This is a genomic window from Alteraurantiacibacter aestuarii (genome assembly GCF_039523595.1).
Lineage (GTDB): Bacteria > Pseudomonadota > Alphaproteobacteria > Sphingomonadales > Sphingomonadaceae > Alteraurantiacibacter > Alteraurantiacibacter aestuarii.
The window spans coordinates 509,749-529,292 of sequence record NZ_BAAAFP010000002.1; the positions used below are offsets into that span (position 1 = coordinate 509,749).

The window sequence follows — 19,544 nt, forward strand, 5'->3', positions numbered from 1 at the left end:
ATGAGGATTGTTTCACGGCTGCTGGTGCTGGCTGGCGCCGCTGCCCTTCTGAATGGCTGTGCGCTGCTTGGGATCGGTCACAAAGGCGCACATATCGAGGCGCTCTCGACCCTGCCAGGCGATGCCGAGGCCTTCGTGCAGTTCGAATCCGGGCGTGATTCGTTGGCGAGTGGAAACTACGCCGCCGCGATCGCCGAATTCAGTCATGCGCGCGCTGAACCGACGCTGCTTGGACCTGCGCTCAACGGCATGGCGGTCGCTTATGCCCGGCTGGGCCGCGAGGACCTAGCGGAACGCTACTTCCGCGAGGCGACAATGGCTGACCCGGCCGACACGCGTTTTGCAGCGAACCTGCTCCGGCTGCAGCAGGCTGGCCAGAAGGCCGCCAGCCAGGCGGCAACGCTCGCCTTTGACGCGCGCTACGTGCCCACACCCATGGTTGTGCGCGCCGGATCGGGGACGGCGATGCTGCCGACGGGCGGCGCCGCGCCTCGCTTAACGGTCACGCAGTCACAGCAGCAACTGGTGCGGATAGATGCCGCTCAAGTACAACTCTCGGCCATGGTTGCAGAGCCATCTGTGAACGGCATGCAGGTACACCTGCAGTTCGGCTGGCCCAATCATCTAACCAATGGCGGCGGCAGTTCCCGGGTGCACGTTGGCCTGCCAGCTGGCGAGGATGGCCCGGTGCGCATAGCGGCAGGTCCGGCTATCAGCGGGCACGTAGCTTGGGCTTGGCCCTGATCCGGTAGGTAGGGAGAACGCTGTATGTCACCTGCGGAGACAGGATTGCTGGTCACGCTCGTTATGATCGGCCTCGTGGCGAGCTATCTCGATGTGGTTAGGCGTGTACTGCCCAACTGGCTGAGCGCGGTAACCTTCCTGACTGGCATCGCGGCCAGTTTTGCGCTGGGAGGGTTCGAGGCCGCTGGCAGCGCGCTGCTGCACGCCGCAATAGCGCTGGCGGCAGGTATGGGGCTGTTCGCCGCCAAGGCCATCGGCGGGGGTGACGCAAAATTCTATGCGGCGCTCGCAGCTTGGTTCGGCCTTGACCACGCCCTGTTTCTGTTCGTCAGCGTGGCGCTTGCGGGATTGGTGCTGATCCCCGTCTGGCTGGTGGCCCGCCAGGTGAAGAAGCCCGCAGGTCCGCTGTCCGAGCGCGACGATGCCTTTTCCAAACTGCCCTATGGCCTCGCTATATCGCTGGGAGCGTGTATTTCCTTCGCGATGCTGGCGAACGCTGCCTGACCGCTCCTACCCAAGCGTTTTCAAAGCAAACGCACCTGATTGAAAGGTAAGGAGGCCAGGGTCGGCGACACCAATGCCCGGACCCAGAAAACCGGCGAATCCGTTCCGCTATTTCAACTCCTCGCCCGAGATCATCCGCTTGGTTGTGCTGATGTACGTCCGGTTTCCGCTTTTGGGTGGAAAGCGGACATCACAGTACAGTTAGTTGGCTTTGCCGGACCAGATGGCATGCTCGTACCATGTTACGTCTGCGTGAGCCGATCGAGCGCGGGAGAGATATCGTCCTCGCTTGCGATCGCGTTGGAGGCATCGGGCCCGTCCAGCTTTTGCAGCGAAGTATAGATGCTCGGTCCGCTACGGTCGCCGGAAGCGATCTCCTCGCGCCAGCGCAGCGCCGGCTCCGGCAGGTCGCCGTCGCGTTGCTTGTGTGGGGGTTGGCCTCGGGACTTATCTGCTGACCGTTATATTGGCTTGCATATCCAGTGGACGAACCGGCATGACCGGAGCCTCGGTCACTACCAGTTTGACCCAGAGGGCGTCCTCGCCGCTGAACCAGGAAGTCTCGTTCGCATTGCGCAATGCGTTCATGCTGTCCTGCTGCGTTCCGGAGACTGCGTTTGCGAAACTCGGCAGTTCAAATATGACCCAAGAACCCTGGTCCATTTCACTCACACTGAGAGAGACCTCCTGCCTTTCGGTCACCACCTGTATCTCGGTGCCGGCACGGACCGTGCTCTGGTTGCCCGTAATGTGAAATTCCGTGCCATTGCGAACAAGCGCGATGGGTTGCTCCGCCGGAGCGGTTTGAGCGCCGATTCTCCCATTTCGTTGCGCAAGATAAAGGCGTCCGACATCACCTGTGCAGACAGATGCGTTCCAGCTGGGATGAATCTCACAGCTGTCGTCAGTGGCGACGCTGTTATTCTCGCCGTCGTGGAGCATGATATGGGAATCGGCGATGCCGGTCACCGAACCGTCCAGATCGTGGATCGACAGGGTCCGATATGCCACGCCGCCCCGGTTATCATTGTCGAATCTGGGTTCGATATTCGGAAAATACACAGGCTTGGCATTGACGAACTCAGCACCCTCGATGGTGCTTGCGGTAGTGACCCCCGAGCTGGTGAACAGCAGCCAGGAAAGCGCTCCTGTTTTTCGCCTGTCGTTGTCCTGGAAATTCACGAATGTCGTGTTCACCACTTCATCACGGTAGTCATAGTATTCATAGGCGCGGATCGGGAAATCCGGAATTGGGGGCTTTGGCAGACTGCGGCCATAGGCGACTTCCTCTGGCGTTGTGGGATTGCCGATATTGTCGGTTTCGCCCACGATCAGTGAATCAACCAATCGTGAGGTAAACCTCTGGCTGCCGAAATCACCGGATGAATGCGTCATGCCAATGGCGTTGTCCGCGAGTTTCAGGTTGCGGAATATGTGAAGTTCACCCCGGCCCCAGAGGCCGCCATTGCGGTTCTTGTAGCTGGTCAAATCCTCGATGAGCGTTTCCACGAAATCGCTTTCCGGGTCAGCTGGATTTTCCCGTGGCATGAATGCGTTGCCGGCCAGGCCGAAGGTGTTGTCTTCATTGATGTTGCGGTCAAACATGAACCCGTCGAAGTTGGAATGGGCCACGTTGCCTCTGAATTCGCCCAACGGCGTTCGGCGCGGCCAGGTGTTGAGGCTGACCTCCGTTCCCAGATGAGCACCATTAGGGTGTTCGGGCAGAGACAGCCAGAAACCGTTCTGATCGGAACCGGCCGCCACATTGTCTATGTAGCTATTGTCCGGGTTGGTGATCCAGTAGGACGACACTGTGTTGTCCGAAGGCAGCAGGGTGGCCCCGCCGGAGAAGCTGATTTGCCTGACGGTCATGCGATTTGCATACGTGTAGTTGTTCTCTCCGTTGGCGGCGAGGTTGGTGGGCACGCAGTCCAATGTCGGATGACACTTGGTCTGGATTGCCAGGTTTCGGATAAATTCGTTGCCGTGCTCGATGCCGTCTTCCAGGAAGAAGCAGTGGCCGACCGTGTTGAAGGTGACGTTGTTTTCCACCTGCAGGTTGTTGGTGCCGTGCACCGTCACGCAGCGGTTGAAGGTGTCGTGGATCGCGGCGTTGCGGATATACTGGCCGTGGCCTTCGCCAATCACGTGCCAGTGGATCGGATAGCGCGCCAGCGTCAGGTGCTGGCCCATGCGCGAAAGCTCGACGCTGTCGATATACATTTCAGAGCCGGCCATCGCCATGATGTGACCGCCGAAAAAGTTCGTCGCCGCATCTTCGGAGGCCTGAATGCGGATATTGCGCGTCAGATTGGCGACCTCTCCGCGCTCGTCGACGCCGAAAGTGATCTCGCCGAAATGCATATACTCCAGCGGCGCATCGATGGTGACGGTGTTGCCGTTGACAGCAGTAACGGTGCGGCGCTCTGCCTGACGCGGATTGAAGTCGGTAGAGGCGAGCACGATCTCGTCACCCGCGCGCCAGCCGCTCGCATCTAGTACGGTGAAGGAGGTGCTGCCAGCCTCAGCCGTGGCGGAAAGTTTCGACCACGTATGCTCGCGGTTGCCGTGCATGTTGAGCGTACCGCGCAGCATCATGATGCCGCGATCGCCCATGGTGTTGATATCCTCACCCTGGACGTTGTCGGTCAGCGTGATGGTGGCGTTGTGCTGGAAAGGACTGGCCTCGGTGCCGATTTGCAGTTCGCCGCCGGGGACGTAGATCCACTCGGTGGTCAGCGCCAGGTCACGCTCGTCGACAAAGGTCAGCTTGCCCTGCACGGTCAGGCCGCGCAGTTCGGGCGGGCTGACGTCGAGCATCATCTCGGTACCGCGCGGAATGGTCACTTCCTCGCCAGCCACAGGCACCTTGCCTGAGGGCCATGCCGAGGCGTCCGACCACTTCACGGTCCGCGTCATTGCCGAAGGGGCGGCCACGTCCATCGCCATGCTGGCGTGATCCGCGCTATCCTGCGCGGCGATGCTCGTACCCATGGCGAGCAGCACGGAGGCAGGAACGAGGCGAGTGTAAAGGAACAGGTGAAACTGTTTGCGCATGACTGGATTTTCCCTCTCCGGGGACGACGAGTCCCTCTTATATTCCTGGTTTGCGGAGGATTATGAGACGAGTGATCTCCTTTGCCAAGCGGTCCGGCGGCAAAAGGCGGAAGAAGTCGTAATGGTTTCTGCCCGGGGCAGAAACTCGTACACCCTGACGTGGTGCGCATGACGGTCAGGCTTGCCGGCGCAGTCTTCGTCGCATTCGCTACGAAACTCGCCTTTTCCAGGCAAATGTCGGCAACTGGGATCGCATGCCGAATGGTGGCTTTCTGCATTCCGTCACCGAAACCGGACGGTCTCCTGTCGGCTCAAAGTCCGCCGTTCAAATTGCAGCATGATAATGCGATTGATGTAATATCGTCGAAACATGTTTTTCTGGATCATACGGTGAGAAGATCCTTGAGCGACCTAGTCTGGTTTCGGGGTAGGTCCTCAGGTGTAGATACTCCTGCTTCAATGAGAGTTCGGCCCTGCACACAATCCTTCGTCGCATTGACGCAGTCGAGCGCAAGGATACGGCCTTATTTTCAGACAAATGACCGAGAAGCTCCTGATGGAGGGATCGCCGCGAAGAACCGTTTGATCGTGACCTTGCCCAAGTCCCACCGTTTGCAGTCTGAGATCAAACTGGTTTGACCAGAACCAGGGGGTTGCCGAGTAAGGCTCATCCATACCGCAGATTGCCTTGGCTGCCGTCGTTGCCATGTCATGGACGTTCTGCACGCTTTCGAGCCTGATGAACTCTCCGTCGGCAAACCTGTTGGCGTGAAGTGCTGCCAAAGCAAACTCACCTTATTGAAAAGTGCGTGGGCGAGCGACAGGTCTTGCAAGCTTGACGGTCGGTCGCCCTGACCGATGGCAGAGCGTCATCGCCTGAAACTGGCGTCATCAAGACACCGCGGCGCCGATCGGAGACAAGTTGCGGCTCTGCTGACAGCGGCGGACTGGCTGTTCTGGGGCCGACTGCACCCCTCAGAATGTTTTCCGCCGGTCAAATTGGAGCTTGGCCGTGGTAACAGACCTGTGCCAGATTGGATACCATGACTGCGACTTGCCCAATTATCGGAATAGGCGCTTCGGCTGGTGGACTTGCCGCGCTTGAGGCCTTTTTTGATGCGATGCCTTCCGATCTGGGTGCAGCATTTGTGATCATCCAACATCTCGACCCCCAGCATTCCAGCATGATTGCAGAGATCATGACTCGGCACACCAAGATGCCGGTCGTCCAAATCCAGCACGGAATGCAGGTGGAGCGCGATCATGTTTATGTCATTCCGCCGAATCGCTATGCCACGCTGAACGATCAGAAGTTCGAACTGGGCGAAGCGGTGCTTCAGCACGGTGTGCGGATGCCGATCGACAAGTTCTTCCGTTCTCTGGCGGCACAACCGCATCAGCAGGCCGTCGGCATTATCCTGTCAGGTACCGGCAGTGACGGAAGTCTGGGGTTGCGCGAACTCAAGGCGGCGGGCGGAGTCGTGTTTGTCCAGTCTCCCGAGACTGCGCAGTTCGATGGGATGCCGCGATCGGCAATCGCGACCGGACAGGTCGATGTGATTTGCTCTATTGCGGAAATGGTCCCGAAAATTCGCAATTACCTTAGTCACGATTTTGTTCGGACTTTGGGCAGTGAGGAAAATGAAACCAATCTTTTCGCGGATGAAAGAAAGCTCAATTCGATCATTGCGGTTCTGCAGGCACAGCTTGGAATCGACTTTCACGGCTACAAGACGGGAACATTGGGCCGCCGGATTGCGAGGCGAATGGGTCTTCGAAATATCGACCAAGTGTCCGACTATCTGACTTACCTGCGAGAGGATCCGGACGAATCCAGGAAACTGTATCAAGACCTGCTAATCAGCGTGACCTCCTTCTTTCGTGATCCGGATGTCTTCGAGACGCTTCGCAACGAAGCGATTGTTGATATCGTGCGCGGCAAGGCTGAACATGAGGATATCCGCATCTGGGTACCTGGCTGCGCAAGCGGTGAGGAAGCCTACTCGATCGCGATGCTGATGATCGAAGAGCGGGAACGAACGAAAAAGAGCTGCCCAGTCCAGATTTTCGCCACCGATCTGGACGAGGCCGCTCTCGCAGTAGGGCGGCAGGGTGTCTATTCGGCGAGTCTGGTGGCCGACATTTCACCTGATCGTCTGCAACGGTTCTTTGTGCAGCACGGGAAGGATTACCAGATAGTCAAAGAGCTGCGCGAGACAGTTACGTTCGCGGTGCAAAATGTCATTTCCGACCCACCGTTTTCACGGCTCGATTTGATCAGCTGCCGAAATCTTCTGATCTATCTGAGCGGCAAGCTGCAGGATCGGATCATCGGTTACTTTCATTTCGCTCTGCGCAAAAACGGTTATCTGTTTCTCGGTAGGTCAGAAAGCATAAGCCAGCTCAGTGGGCTGTTCGAACCGGTCGACAAGAATGCGCGGCTTTATCGCAGGCTGGAAAACACCCCAAACCAGGTGGCAAGTTTCCCGATGAGCGGCGTCCTTTCGCGCGCGACCTTGGCCGGTCCGGCACCAAATCTGCGGATGAAGGAGACCGTTCGTTTGCGCGAACTGATGCAGCAACATCTGCTCCGCAACTATGCCCCGGCTTCGGTGCTGACCAATGCCAAGCATCAGGTGCTCTATTTCATGGGGCCAACCGGACGCTATCTCGAGCAGCCATCGGGCTTGCCGACGCAAGACCTCCTCACATTGGCCCAGCCCGAACTCCGCAAGAGCCTGCGCAACGGTATCGAGAAAGCGCTGGATTCATCTGAAACGGTGATAATCGACAATGTCTCGAACAAGCAGGGGCTGTCGCGCAAGAGCATCAGGATTTCGATCCGGCCGCTGGTTGCCCCTGGCCAGTCCGACAGGCTTCTGATTGTAACCTTTGAAGATATTGAACAACCGCAAACCGCTGCACCCGAGAGTGTGTTTGAGGCAGTGACCGAACATTCCACAATCGGCGAACTGGAAAACAAGCTTCGCGATGCGCAGGAAGACCTCCAGATCAATCTGGAGGAACTCGAATCTACGAACGAAGAGCTTCAGGCATCCAATGAAGAGATGATGTCGGTCAATGAAGAGCTTCAATCTGCGAATGAAGAACTGGAAACTTCCAAGGAAGAGCTCCAGGCGATGAACGAAGAGCTGTCGACGGTAAACAATCAGCTCAAGGACAAGGTTGAGCAACTTGCGGAACTGAACGACGACCTAGCCAATTTTGTTTCGAGCACGGGTATTGCAACGCTGATGCTGGATTCACAGCACAAAATCGGCCGCTTCACTCCAGCAGCGAAGCAGTTGTTCAATCTGATCGAGACCGATTTGGGCCGACCAATCGGCGATATCAGGCAAAAGTTTGCCGATGACAAATTCCTTGCGGAAGTTGATGCCGTTTTCCAGACCTTCAAACCCATCGAACGGGAAGTATTGGCCGAAGACGGCGCAACTTACATAATGCGGATAGTGCCGTACCGGGCAGATAAACAGCGATCCGGCGGTGTTGTGGTGACGTTCGTCGATATCACTCAGCGACTGCAAAGCGAACGGGATCTGCGCGAAAGCGAGTTACGGTTCCGCACGCTGGTCGAGAACGCTCCCGACCCGCTAATCATGGTGAATGGCGATGGAGAGATTGTCCTGACCAATTCGGAGGCGCTGCAATTCTTCGGATACAACCGGAACGAATTTGTCGGGATGAATATTGAAAAGCTGCTTCCTCCCGCGCTTCGAAAGCGACACCAGGCTCATCGCAAGAAATTTCTCGTAGACGCCAAGGTCCGGCCTATGGGTTCGGGCCTGCAATTGCGGGCATTGCTGAAAAACGGTGATGAAGTGCCGATAGAAGTCAGCCTTAGTCCGGTGTCGACGGGCGACGATCGAATGATCTGCGCCTCGATCCGGGATATTCGAGCGCATCAGCACGCCATGCACGCCGTTGAGGAAGCGCAGGAGAAGGCGGAATCCGCCCTGGCGGCAAAATCGAGGTTTCTGGCAACCGCGAGCCACGATCTGCGGCAGCCTTTGCAATCACTGACCATGCTGACCGAAGCATTGCAGCTTAAAACCGAAGATCCCGAGCTGGTCGATCTGATTTCCAAACAAGCTGCCTCTCTCGAAAATATGAGAAGCCTGCTTAATTCCCTGCTGGATATTTCCAAACTTGATGCCGATGTCGTGAAGCCGGAAATCGGTGATGTCGACCTACTCAAGATGGTCGAGAAGGTTGTGGCGGATTGTCAGCCGCAAGCGGCGAAGAAGGACCTGAAGTTAATAATCGAGGTGCATGATCGCGTCGTCAGGTCAGACCCTAACCTGCTTCGGCAGATTCTCCAGAATCTGGTCAGCAACGCGGTCAGCTATACGAAGGAGGGCAGCATCACGGTCGCCACCTCGCTGGTCGGTTCCGACATTGCGATTGAGATACGCGACACCGGTATCGGCATCCCCAAGAACCAGCTCAGCAAGATTTTCGATGAATTTTATCAGATTGGCCGTGATCCGCAGCAAGCTAATGCCGGGCTGGGGCTTGGTCTCGCCATTTCCCAACGCATTGCTGAAAAGCTGGGCTTCCAGATAGAAGTGAGATCCAGAGACGGGAAAGGCAGCGTATTCTCATTCAGACTTCCGTTGAGCAACGTTTTGCTGGCGCAGCCCCGAACTGAAAAAGATCACAATGCGGTCAAACTGGACGGCGAAGGTATTATCCTTCTGGTGGATGATGATCCAGCGGTCCTCAGGTCAACCTGCTTTCGGCTGGCGCTTCAGAAGGGTATCGAAGTCCACACAGCTTCATCGCCAAAGGAAGCTTCAAGAGTACTGGATGAAATGTCGCCAAAGGAACCAGATGTCATTGTCACCGACTATCATCTCGGGGACAAGAAAAATGGTCTGGATGTCATCGCCGATACCAGAAACCGCCTGGGGACGGAGATACCTGCCATTCTGATATCTGGTGACACCGGGCTTGATTCTGCAAAGTTGAAGAGCAAAGGTGTCGCACTGATTTTCAAGCCGACCGGTGGCAATGAACTGCGGGACGAGATCCTCAGCTTGCTGTCCCCGAACTAGCAGGGTCGCCAAAGGGCGGTCGCCTGGATGGCATTCCATACTGGAGTGGATCCGTTCGTGACCTTGACGACTTACGGGATCAACACGCAGCTGCGTCAATCAGAGACAGGTTGCGGTTAGACCGACAGCACCGCCACCCACCCCCAGCACCATTCTCTGTTTATAGGGTCTCCGCGCAAGGCCGCGGTGTGCGCGGGTTTGCCCAGGCCAATCCGTCCTTCAGCAGTTGTGGCAGCGTCGTCTCCGCGCCTTTCAGGCCGGGTTTGGAGCCTGCGTCTCTGCGCCAATCGCCATCGGTTGAGTGTCCCTGTTTTATGGGAATTTACAGGGAAAAATGGTCCTGTCAGAGCAAATGCACCGGCTAGCGAAATGCGCGTGATCGGGTAGGGCTGGGTGATGCCCAGACCCAAGAAAGCAGCCAGTCCGTTTCGCTATTTCAACTCTTCACCTGAGGTGATCCGCCTGGTCGTGATGATGTACGTGCGCTTTCCGCTGAGCTTGCGGAACGTGGAAGACCTGCTGTTCGAGCGGGGTATCGACATCTGCCATGAGGCCGTGCGTCACTGGTGGAACCGGTTCGGTCCGCTGTTCGCAGCCGATGTGCAGCGCCAGCGGGCAAGCCGGTGCTGTCAAAGCAAATGCACCCAACCCGATTTGAGCCTCATTGACCTGCTGACACCAGGTTCAGAATCGCAGTCTTGCGCCAATTTCAAAAGTTGGTACCTAGCCGAACGACACCCATTTGCCTTCAAGTGCATTTGCTTTGACAGCACCTTCTGATGCGATACGGATACACTTTCGCGCTTGGCCTCTCCGCTATGCTCTTAGCCTGTTCGGGATCGGGGAATTCTTATTCCTATCGCTCGTATGGCGAGCCGAGCAAATGCTGGATTAGCGAAGAGCAATTCGCTGCTTATGTAGCTGTCTACGATCTAGGTAATGGGGAATACACTTTCGATTTAATTTCCAAGAGGTGCAAACCAAAGGACTTCGAAATCGGCCAACCGCCGACCTTCGTGGTTTCTTTTTCGCCCAGCAAGGATGGTGAGGAGCTAGAAAGCTTGGGAATCACCGGCAAGCTTCTGCCCAACCAAATCTCTCCGCTACCATCGATTGAGCAAATCATCGGTGTCTATTCTGTCGAAGGTTCGGCTAACCTCGATCATTCTCAAAACTGTCAGCTCAGAATTTCTTATTTAACGATCAGAAATTCGACAAGGTTAAATACTTCTCCTATTGAATTTCTACGCGAGCATGTCCTTTAGTTGATCGGAATTAAAGGCGCATACCGTCCGGCCTCCTGCCTTCCCCAACGCCGGTCCTGTCAGAGCAAATGCACCGGCTAGCGAAATGCGCGTGATCGGGTAGGGCAGGGTGATGCCCAGACCTCGCAAACCGGCCGGCCGGTGCTGTCAAAGCAAATGCACCCAACCCGATTTGAGCCTCATTGACCTGCTGACACCAGGTTCAGAATCGCAGTCTTGCGCCAATTTCAAAAGTTGGCACATGGCCAAACGACACCCATTTGCCTTCAAGTGCATTTGCTTTGACAGCACCCGATTGGTGCTATCGTGCCGAGCCCGATCCTGTTGTGGGCCGCCACGCGTCCGCAAAACCAGCCGTTCGTCTGTCCGCTCTGCCGTAATCAGGCCAAAGTCGTGCGCAAAAACTGCCTGCCGATCCAGATCGGCGACGGCGAATTTCAGATGATGGATGGCGTCGATTTGCATTGGCCCTTGTCCCTCTCCGTTGGTCCGCCGAGGTATCTTGCCTCCGGACCCGAAGAATATTTCGCGCTAACAAATTCGAAAAATGAATTGATTAAATATTTAATATAATATTTTGTAATAGACTGATGAAGGAGCGGAGGAGGAATGACGAATGCGCTTTGAGGGGCTTGATCTGAATTTGCTTGCCGCGCTGGAGGTCCTGCTCGAATGCCGCAGCACTACAGAAACGGCGCGGCGGTTGAACCTGAGCCAGCCCACAATCAGCGCTGCGCTTGGCCGGCTGCGCGATTATTTCGAAGATGATCTGCTGATGAATGTCGGGCGCGAGATGGTGCCCACGGCTCTTGGCGAAGAGCTTGCGCCAGCAGTGACGGAACTTCTCAACGTTGCAAGATTTCGGATCATTCAGGGCGAAGGGTTCGATCCGGCCTCGTCGCACCGATGCTTCAAGATATTGGCATCGGATTACGTTTTCGATGTCCTCCTGGCTTCTGCTCTTGCGAAGGCGGCAAGGATCGCACCTGATCTTCGCTTCGAAATTTCGCTGACCGGCCCAACTGGTGGCCGTTTGTTTCAGAAAGGCGAGATTGACCTGATGATTACCGTTCCACAATATTTGGCCCCGGATCACCCTTCCGAGATACTTTTTGAAGACGTGGATTCCGTAGTTTGTTGGTCGGAGGGGCGTTTCAGGGACACTATCGACGAGAAGGGTTTCCTCGAGGCGGATTTTGCAAAGGCTGTTTTTGGAGAGGAGCGCCGGCCGGCCACTGTCGATCTGTACTTTCGCGAACGAAATTTTGATCTCAAGACTGCGATTGAGGTGCCAAGCTTCTCTGCATTGCCTGGTGCGGTGATCGGCACGGACAGGATCGCCCTGATGCACAGGCGGCACGCGAAGTTTTGTCAGCGTCGCTATCCCCTATCGTGCCATCCATTGCCTGTTCCGGGGCCGGGGATCAGCGAATTCGCGCAATGGCATCAATTGCGCCGCAACGATGGGGGGATCGCCTGGTTGCTTGGCCTTCTGCGCGAAGAAGCGGCTGAGATGAGTGAGGCGGATAGGTAGGAAAAGGCCAGTCGATTCCAGGGCGAGAAACCATGCTCCACCTTATCGAATTTGTATTTCAAATAGGATCAATTCAATCAATTCATTATTCAGATACTCCCGATTGTGCTCATAAGTGGGCAATCAAAAAATGGGAGAGGATTAATGAAAACCCAACTTCTGGTCGGATCAGCGGTCGCCCTGGTCATGTTTGCCCAGCCTGCGCTGGCGCAGGACAGCGCAAGCGATACCGAAGCCGAGAACTCCGAACAGCCAAAGTCTGGCGGTCTGGACACCATCACCGTGACGGCGCAGCGGCGTGAAGAATCGCTGCAGGATGCTGCCATCGCCATCAATGCAGCCACGGGAACCGAGCTTGAAAGGCTGGGCGTTGCAGATGCCACAGCGCTGGGCAAGGTTGCTCCTGCACTTTACGTTACATCGGGTGGCGGCGCCAATGCCGGCTATTTCGTGCGCGGCGTGGGTAACTTCACTAACAATGGCTACACCAATCCCGCTGTCGCCTTCAATATTGACGGCGTATATATCGGTCGCCCGTCGTCGACGATTGCATCGTTCCTCGATGTGGGTGTCGTGGAAATCCTGAAAGGCCCTCAGGGCACGCTTTATGGGCGCAACGCGACCGGCGGTGCAATCAACGTCATTCCAAACAAGCCCCGGCTTGGTGAAAACAGCGGTTCCATCTCGGCTGGATATGGCAATTATAATGCGTTCGAACTCACCGGCATATTGAACGCTTCGCTCACTGATAATGTGGCCGTTCGTATGGCTGGCACGATCAGCGACCGTGATGGCTATTATTCGGACGGGACCAATGATGCGCAGGATGTGGCCATGCGAGGTCAGATCTTTGCGGAACTGAGTGACAGTGTCGATGTACGCCTGGCGGTGGACTATTCCACCCAGAAGGGCATTGGTCCTGGTACGACGGTTCTTGGCAATTACGGGTTCGCATCGCCATTCCAGCCGGGAAGGAATGACCTTCCTGTTCCGGGCTGGAATTTCATTGCTGCCCCGGCGGATGTGTCCGCCCCTTTTACCGGCCTGCATGCGCCGCAAACTCTGGCCTTCGCCAGCAGTGTCGCTGGCGCGCCGCTCCATTCACCGTTCGTTGGCTATGCCTATCCCTCACGCGATGACAGCTATTTCGGCGTCAATGCCGAGATGAATTTTGATCTTGGCGCAGTGGATCTGGTGGTCATACCTGCCTATCGCCGATCGGAACTTGATAACCAGTTCAACGGACCGCCTTTCAAGGCTGCGATCAACAAGGACAAGGCCGAGCAATATAGCATCGAAGCGCGGCTGTCTGGTTCAGCTGGTCCGGTCGACTGGATCGCCGGTATGTTCTACTTCGATGAACAGGTGGTGGGTGTAAACTCGTTCAACCAGTTCGCCACGGTCTCGCACAACTCGTTTGATTCCCAGACTGAATCGCTCGCGCTGTTCGGGCGCACGACCTTTCACCTGACCGACAGCCTGCGACTTGTGGGCGGCATCCGCTATACGGATGAAAGCCGCTCACTCGATGCATCGGCGACCGCCACAGCAGGTATTTGCCTGGAAGAGCCGGTGGGCAGGGCACCTTTCTGCCCACAGGTTCCGACCCTGCCTGTTGGCCTGACGCTGCAAGATACCCTGAGCCAGCTCGATCCGTCACTATTCCCGCTCAAGCCGATTGCCGCATTCAATCCCGATGGCCCTGACGGCGTGGGCCAGGTCTTCCCTTACGGTCCGCTGGTCGCACCCTTTACACCGGGCGCACTGCTGATCATCACCCCCAACACGATCAATGCATCGGACGGCGACAGTCAGGTTACCTTTAGGGCGGCCGTTGAGTATGACATCACGCCAGACAGTCTTCTGTATGCCAGCTTTGAGAACGGTTTCCGCGCCGGTGGCTTCAACATTGCTCGTGGTCAGGAAACCTATGACCCCGAGTTTATCGACGCCTTCACGATTGGTTCGAAGAACCGCTTCTTCGATGACCGGCTCGAACTCAATGTCGAGCTGTTCTACTGGAAATATGATGGTCAGCAGCTTGCTGCGCTGGGTCTGGACAGCGATGGCAACAACGCGTTTTACACCCGCAATGTCGGCAAATCGACAATCAAGGGCGTGGATATTGATTTCCAGTTCCTGGCAACGGAGACCACGCTTTTCCATGGCGGTGTCCAGTACCTGGACGCAACCTATGACAGCTTCCTGTATAATCAGGTCGACCTTTCAGACCCTGAAGAAGATCCGCTCAACTTCCTGCGTCCGGTAACGGGCTGTACTTCAACCCAGATTGCCACCGGACCAACAGACCCGAACCGTTCTTTCGATATTGATTGTTCGGGCAAGCAGGCGCTTAATTCGCCCAAATGGTCAGCGAATTTCGGTATCAACCAGACCGTTGAGATCGGCGATTTCCTGCTGATCGGCACCGTTGACGGGCGCTATCGTGGCAGCAGGGAAGTCGGCTTCAACTATATTCCTGCAAGCAGGGTTGGCGGTGATTTCTCGATGGATGCGGCACTGACATTCTCTGACATTGACGAGACGTGGTCGCTAACCGCCTACATTCGCAATTTGACTGATGAAGTGATTACGTCACTCGTGCAGACCGGTGCGGGTAATGTTGTGGCCAGTGTCTATCAACCGCCCAGAACATATGGTCTGCGGGCCCGCGTAACTTTCTGATCGGAATGAATTATGCATATTCGTAATCTCGCACTGGCCAGCGCACTCGCGCTGGCCAGTATGCCCCTCCACGCTGAACATCATGGCGAAGCGGCTGCAGACGAGGCAGTGGTTGCCGATGCCGGCCGCTGGATCACTTTGGGTACAAGAGCCGGCCCGGTGCCCAGTTCCACCCGCTCTCAGCCTGCCAATCTGCTGATTGCCGGCGGCAAGAACATCCTTGTTGATGTGGGTGATGGCAGTGCCGGCCAACTGATCAAAGTGGGCCTTCCAACGAACAGGCTGGATGCCGTTTTCATCACTCACCTGCATTTTGACCATACCGCCGGTCTGGCTGGTATTCTTGGTCTTCGCCTCCAGACGAATGCGCCGGACGGGCTGCTTGTTTACGGCCCCCCTGGGACCGCTGATCTGGTTGACGGGCTGCTTGCCTCCATGGTCCCCGGCAATACCGCTGGCTATGGCGTAGCGGGAGCAGCTACGCGGGACCTTGCGGGCATGGTCGAGGTCGTCGAACTGCGCGATCACGCAAGTCTTCAATATGCCGGCATGACCATAAGCGCCCGCAACAATACCCATTACAGCTTTGCGCCCGATAGCGGACTGGCCGAGCGTTTTGAGTCGCTTTCCTACCGCTTTGACCTGCCTGGGCGTTCCATTGTCTACACTGGGGATACCGGCCCCAGCACAGCGGTGGAAGAATTGGCCCAGGGCGCTGATTTGCTCGTCGCCGAAATGATGGATGTCGACGAGACGATCAGGCTTCTACGGCGTGATGCGCCCAATATGCCGGAACCGGTCTTGATGGGAATGGAGAGTCATCTGCGCGACCATCACCTGCTGCCACGTGATGTCGGGGAAATGGCCGGCAGAGCGGGTGTCGGGGCAGTTGTTGTGACCCATTTTTCCGGCCGCGAACGCGGTGATCCGGTGCACTTCGAATATCTGCGTCAGATTGCCGAGAATTTTGACGGTCCGGTGGTTATCGCCAACGATCTGGACACGTTCTGAGCCATGAAGAAGCTGAAAATCCTCATCATCGGCGGAGGCATCGGGGGCCTGACATCGGCCATCGCGCTGCGGCGTGACGGGCACGATGTGACGGTCATCGAAAAGGACCCCGACTGGGCCGTCTACGGCGTCGGTATCATCCAGCAGGCCAATGTGATCCGAGCGATGAAGCAGCTCGATCTGCTGGAGGACTATGTCGCGTCCGGCGTGCCTTTCGACAAGGTGGCCGTGCATATGCCGGATGGTACGCAGGTGGCGGTTATTCCGATACCGCCGCTGGTCGAGGGATACCCTGCCAGCATGGGCATCGGCCGTCCGGCTCTGCACAAGATCCTGGGCGAACGCACCGTTGCTGATGGTGCCGAGGTCCGGCTGGGGATCACTGCGAAAGAGATCGACGATCGCGACGATCAGGTGCGGGTCCGCTTCTCCGACGATAGCGAAGACAGCTACGACCTCGTGATCGGCGCTGACGGCGTCTATTCCGACACGAGAGGGCAGATCATGCCCGATGCGCCGCGCCCTGAATTTACCGGACAGGCCGTATGGCGTTACAACTTCCCGCGGCCTGCCGATCTCGACGCGCTGCATGCCTATAATGGTCCGATAGGTGCCGGTCTGGTGCCGATCAATGAAGACCTGATGTATATGTACGTGACCACGCCGGAGCCGGATAAACCGCGCTATGACAACGATAAGCTTGCGCAGAGCATGCGCGAGAAGGTTATCGGTCATACGGCACCGCAAATCCGCGAACTGGCGGCACAGATCACCGACAATGACGGCGTGGTCTACCGCCCGCTTGAGGCGATGATGCTCTACGGCGCCTGGCATTCGGGCCGCGTGGTCCTGCTGGGCGATGCTGTCCACGCAACCACGCCTCATCTGGGGCAAGGCGCTGGCATGGCGATCGAGGACAGCATCGTGCTGGCCGAGGAAATTGCCGCGCACGACACGCCCGAAGATGCTTTCATGGCCTATCGTGATCGCCGTTTCGAACGCTGCAAGTACATCGTCGAAAGCTCGCTTGCCATCTGCCACGGGCAGCTGGGCAAGGGGCCGCCGGTCGACAATGCCAAGGCCACTGCGGAAATGTTCGCAGTCACCGCCGAACCCATCTGAAGATACAAGGAATAAGCTATGAGCCGCGTCAGCGAAATTCGTTATGTCGGGTACGGTGTCGAGGACTTCGATGCCGAGCGTAAGTTCTATGCTGATGACTGGGGACTTGTCGAAGTCGCCAGCGAAGATGATATGGCCTGGTTCAAGACCCATGGCCACGACGAGCACCACGTTGTTCGCCTGCACAAGTCATCCACCGACTGCGTAGAAGTGATCGCGCTGGCAGCGGCTAGCCGCGCTGATGTGGAGGATCTGCATCGCAAGGTGGCAAATGCAGGCTGCAAGATCATTCACGCCCCGCGCGACCTGGACGCTCCCGGCGGCGGCTATGGCTTCCGCTTCTTTTCGCCTGACGGCTTGCCGTTCGAAATTTCGGCCGATGTGAAGAAGCTGGAAAAGCGTGCCATGGAGCGCTGGGAAGGCATGCCGGTGAAGATCAGCCATATCGTGCTGCATTCGCCCGATCATCAGGCGATGGTAAAGTTTTTCACCGATGTGTTGGGCTTCAAGGTCAGCGACTGGCTGGGTGATTTCATGTGCTTCCTGCGCTGTAATGAGGCGCATCACCGGCTGGCAATCCTGCCCGGTCCTCCATGCCTCAACCATGTCGCCTATGACATGCTGAGCTTGGATGACATGATGCGCGGTGCTAGCCGCCTCAAAAAGCGCGGCACTGATCTGCGCTGGGGACCCGGGCGCCACACGGCGGGCAACAACACTTTCACATACTTCACTACGCCCGCCGGATTTGCAGTGGAGTACACTTCCGAACTGGAAAACGTCGATTTCGAAAGCCATCAGGGCATCGTGCATGAGCCTGCACCGATGGTCATGGATCAGTGGGGCATTGGCCAGGGCGGTCCGCAGACCATGCCCAAACCCGCGCCCGATCCATGCCTGTTCAAGCCGGCAGAGGTTTGAACGCATGGCCCTGTTTGAATACTTCCCCAACTACATCTGGAACCTCTCGGTCGCCATCGCGCTGGAGAGCGGCGGGCAGATCGGTGAAATCGTCGATATGTGCCAGCCGATCAAGGATGCTGCTGACAGCGGCGCCGATGCAGGCACGCCGCAGTTCATGAAGCAATGGGTCGCCATGGCCGAAAAGCTGATCGAACTAGCAAATGAGGATGAGGCGAAGGGCCGCAATTTTTCCGCTTCAAACAAGCTTGAGCGTGCATCGCTCTACATGTTCGTGGGCGAGCGCATGCAGGGCCATGGCCATCCCGGCCGCGCGGAAACCTTCGCTCGCGCACGGGGTGCATTCGATCGCTCAACCGAACTGGGCAAGCTCAATCGCGAGCGGGTCGAAATCCCCCTTGTGAACGGCACGATGCCAGCCTTGTGGACGCGGGCACCGGGCGGAGGCGCAAAGCCTGCCGTGGTGTTCTGCAATGGCCTCGATAGCAACAAGGAGATGCTCTACTGGACGCGGCTTCCCGAAGAGCTGGCGCGGCGCGGGATTTCCACGCTATGTGTAGACCAGCCGGGCACTGGCGAAGCTTTGCGGCTTCAGGGCCTGCCGGTTGATCCGCATTCAGAGAGCTGGGCTTCCAAGGCGGTCGATTGGCTGGAAACCAGACCAGAAGTAGACAGCGCCAGGATCGGGATGACCGGTATCTCCCTTGGCGGCCATTTCGCTCCTCGCGCTGTCGCCTATGAACCGCGTTTTGCCAGCGGGGCTGTGTGGGGCGCGAACCACAATTGGCGCGAAGTTCAGGACAAGCGCCGGGATCGCGAGGGAGAGAATCCCGTGCCGCATTACTGGGCGCATGTGTTCTGGGCGTTCGGGGCCGAGGATATGGACGACTTCCTCGAAAAGTCTTCGGGCATGAACCTGAACGGCCACATGGACCGCATTACCGTGCCGTTTCTGGTCACGCACGGCGCAAATGATCGGCAGATCAGCCCGTCCTATGCAGATGATCTCTATGACCAGCTGACCAATTCGCCGCGCCGGGAGAAGGTGATTTTCACCGCGCGCGAAGGCGGGGTGGAGCATGTCGGTGCGGATAATATGAGTTATGGGCGCGACCTGATCTCTGACTGGTTTGCCGAGACTTTGGACACTCACACCTCGTGACGGCCGTGGGTTCACCAAGCCTCTATATCGCGCGTGAAACGGTCATCAGCGCAGCCATTAATGCAGCCATCAGTGCCGCCTTCTTCCTTGGCGTGTTCGGCTTTGGGGCTGCCGTGCCAGTCTGGGGTATCGGTAATTATGCCTTCGACTTCCTGCCGCAGAGCTTCGCTGTTGCTCTCTTTGCCAGCCTGGTGCCTGCACTTCTGACGAAAAAGGCGATCCTTGCAGGAAAGGTCACTTCTGCATTGGGACATGTTGCCAGCACCGGCAGCCTGCTTACCCGCGCCATCCTGCTAGGCTTGATCATAATGGTCCTCGGTGCGGGCATATGGGCCGCGATATTGTGGCTGAGTGGTATACAAATCCTTGCCCCCGTTCCTGCATTTGTCCTCAAGGTGCTGTATGGCGGCGTGCTTGGCGCATTGGTGACCCGCAGCCGCATCCAAGCGATGTTGGGTTAAGCA

Annotated in this window: 13 protein-coding genes and 3 pseudogenes; 13 read left to right on the forward strand and 3 right to left on the reverse strand. The window is 57.1% G+C overall.

Translation table 11 applies throughout. From position 1 onward, the window contains the following. From ABDZ98_RS06235 to ABDZ98_RS14985, 3 genes and pseudogenes are all read left to right on the forward strand, one after another. Window positions 1-744: a tetratricopeptide repeat protein gene (locus tag ABDZ98_RS06235; RefSeq protein ID WP_160589534.1), complete on the forward strand. Its 744-nt coding sequence runs from the start codon at window positions 1-3 to the stop codon at window positions 742-744. 24 nt (window positions 745-768) lie between these two features. Continuing rightward, window positions 769-1,248 (forward strand): A24 family peptidase, encoded by a 480-nt coding sequence (locus ABDZ98_RS06240; protein ID WP_160589535.1) that lies wholly within the window; start codon window positions 769-771, stop codon window positions 1,246-1,248. Between the two features lie 73 nt (window positions 1,249-1,321). Then, window positions 1,322-1,420: pseudogene (locus ABDZ98_RS14985) on the forward strand (IS6 family transposase); the annotation flags it as partial. A 275-nt stretch (window positions 1,421-1,695) separates the two neighbouring features. On the opposite strand, the gene ABDZ98_RS06245 reads toward ABDZ98_RS14985, so the two are convergent. Both ABDZ98_RS06245 and ABDZ98_RS06250 read right to left on the reverse strand, forming a co-directional pair. Continuing rightward, window positions 1,696-4,305, reverse strand: a complete 2,610-nt coding sequence (locus ABDZ98_RS06245; protein ID WP_160589536.1) for a G8 domain-containing protein — start codon at window positions 4,303-4,305, stop codon at window positions 1,696-1,698. A 383-nt stretch (window positions 4,306-4,688) separates the two neighbouring features. Next, a pseudogene (locus ABDZ98_RS06250) lies at window positions 4,689-5,082 on the reverse strand (oxidoreductase C-terminal domain-containing protein); the annotation flags it as partial. A gap of 266 nt (window positions 5,083-5,348) precedes the next feature. Between ABDZ98_RS06250 and ABDZ98_RS06255 the strand changes: the two are divergent. From ABDZ98_RS06255 to ABDZ98_RS06265, 3 genes and pseudogenes are all read left to right on the forward strand, one after another. Further along, window positions 5,349-9,380: a chemotaxis protein CheB gene (locus ABDZ98_RS06255; protein ID WP_160590188.1), complete on the forward strand. Its 4,032-nt coding sequence runs from the start codon at window positions 5,349-5,351 to the stop codon at window positions 9,378-9,380. Between the two features lie 396 nt (window positions 9,381-9,776). Further along, window positions 9,777-10,004: pseudogene (locus tag ABDZ98_RS14990) on the forward strand (IS6 family transposase); the annotation flags it as partial. A gap of 155 nt (window positions 10,005-10,159) precedes the next feature. Continuing rightward, on the forward strand, window positions 10,160-10,645 hold the full coding sequence (locus ABDZ98_RS06265; RefSeq protein ID WP_160590186.1) for a hypothetical protein: 486 nt from the start codon (window positions 10,160-10,162) through the stop codon (window positions 10,643-10,645). A gap of 147 nt (window positions 10,646-10,792) precedes the next feature. On the opposite strand, the gene ABDZ98_RS06270 is transcribed toward ABDZ98_RS06265, so the two are convergent. Beyond that, the gene (locus ABDZ98_RS06270; RefSeq protein ID WP_343806237.1) at window positions 10,793-11,110 is read right to left on the reverse strand and encodes a VOC family protein; all 318 of its coding nucleotides are present in this window, start codon (window positions 11,108-11,110) and stop codon (window positions 10,793-10,795) included. A gap of 151 nt (window positions 11,111-11,261) precedes the next feature. Here ABDZ98_RS06270 and ABDZ98_RS06275 point away from each other — a divergent pair, with 151 nt between their 5' ends. From ABDZ98_RS06275 to ABDZ98_RS06305, 7 genes are all read left to right on the forward strand, one after another. After that, window positions 11,262-12,179, forward strand: a complete 918-nt coding sequence (locus ABDZ98_RS06275; RefSeq protein WP_160590182.1) for a LysR family transcriptional regulator — start codon at window positions 11,262-11,264, stop codon at window positions 12,177-12,179. A gap of 105 nt (window positions 12,180-12,284) precedes the next feature. Further along, entirely contained in the window at window positions 12,285-14,864 is a 2,580-nt protein-coding gene (locus ABDZ98_RS06280) for a TonB-dependent receptor domain-containing protein (protein ID WP_160590180.1), read from the forward strand. A 12-nt stretch (window positions 14,865-14,876) separates the two neighbouring features. Further along, window positions 14,877-15,875 carry an MBL fold metallo-hydrolase gene (locus ABDZ98_RS06285; RefSeq protein WP_160590178.1) on the forward strand — a complete coding sequence of 333 codons (999 nt, stop codon included), beginning with the start codon at window positions 14,877-14,879 and terminating at the stop codon, window positions 15,873-15,875. A gap of 3 nt (window positions 15,876-15,878) precedes the next feature. Further along, complete coding sequence (locus tag ABDZ98_RS06290) at window positions 15,879-16,997, forward strand: FAD-dependent oxidoreductase (protein WP_160590176.1); 1,119 nt, start codon at window positions 15,879-15,881, stop codon at window positions 16,995-16,997. Window positions 16,998-17,015: 18 nt separating this feature from the next. Further along, window positions 17,016-17,918: a VOC family protein gene (locus ABDZ98_RS06295; RefSeq protein ID WP_160590175.1), complete on the forward strand. Its 903-nt coding sequence runs from the start codon at window positions 17,016-17,018 to the stop codon at window positions 17,916-17,918. A 4-nt stretch (window positions 17,919-17,922) separates the two neighbouring features. Then, window positions 17,923-19,080 (forward strand): alpha/beta hydrolase family protein, encoded by a 1,158-nt coding sequence (locus tag ABDZ98_RS06300; RefSeq protein ID WP_160590173.1) that lies wholly within the window; start codon window positions 17,923-17,925, stop codon window positions 19,078-19,080. Between the two features lie 5 nt (window positions 19,081-19,085). After that, complete coding sequence (locus ABDZ98_RS06305; RefSeq protein ID WP_160590171.1) at window positions 19,086-19,541, forward strand: hypothetical protein; 456 nt, start codon at window positions 19,086-19,088, stop codon at window positions 19,539-19,541. Window positions 19,542-19,544: the final 3 nt, after the last annotated feature.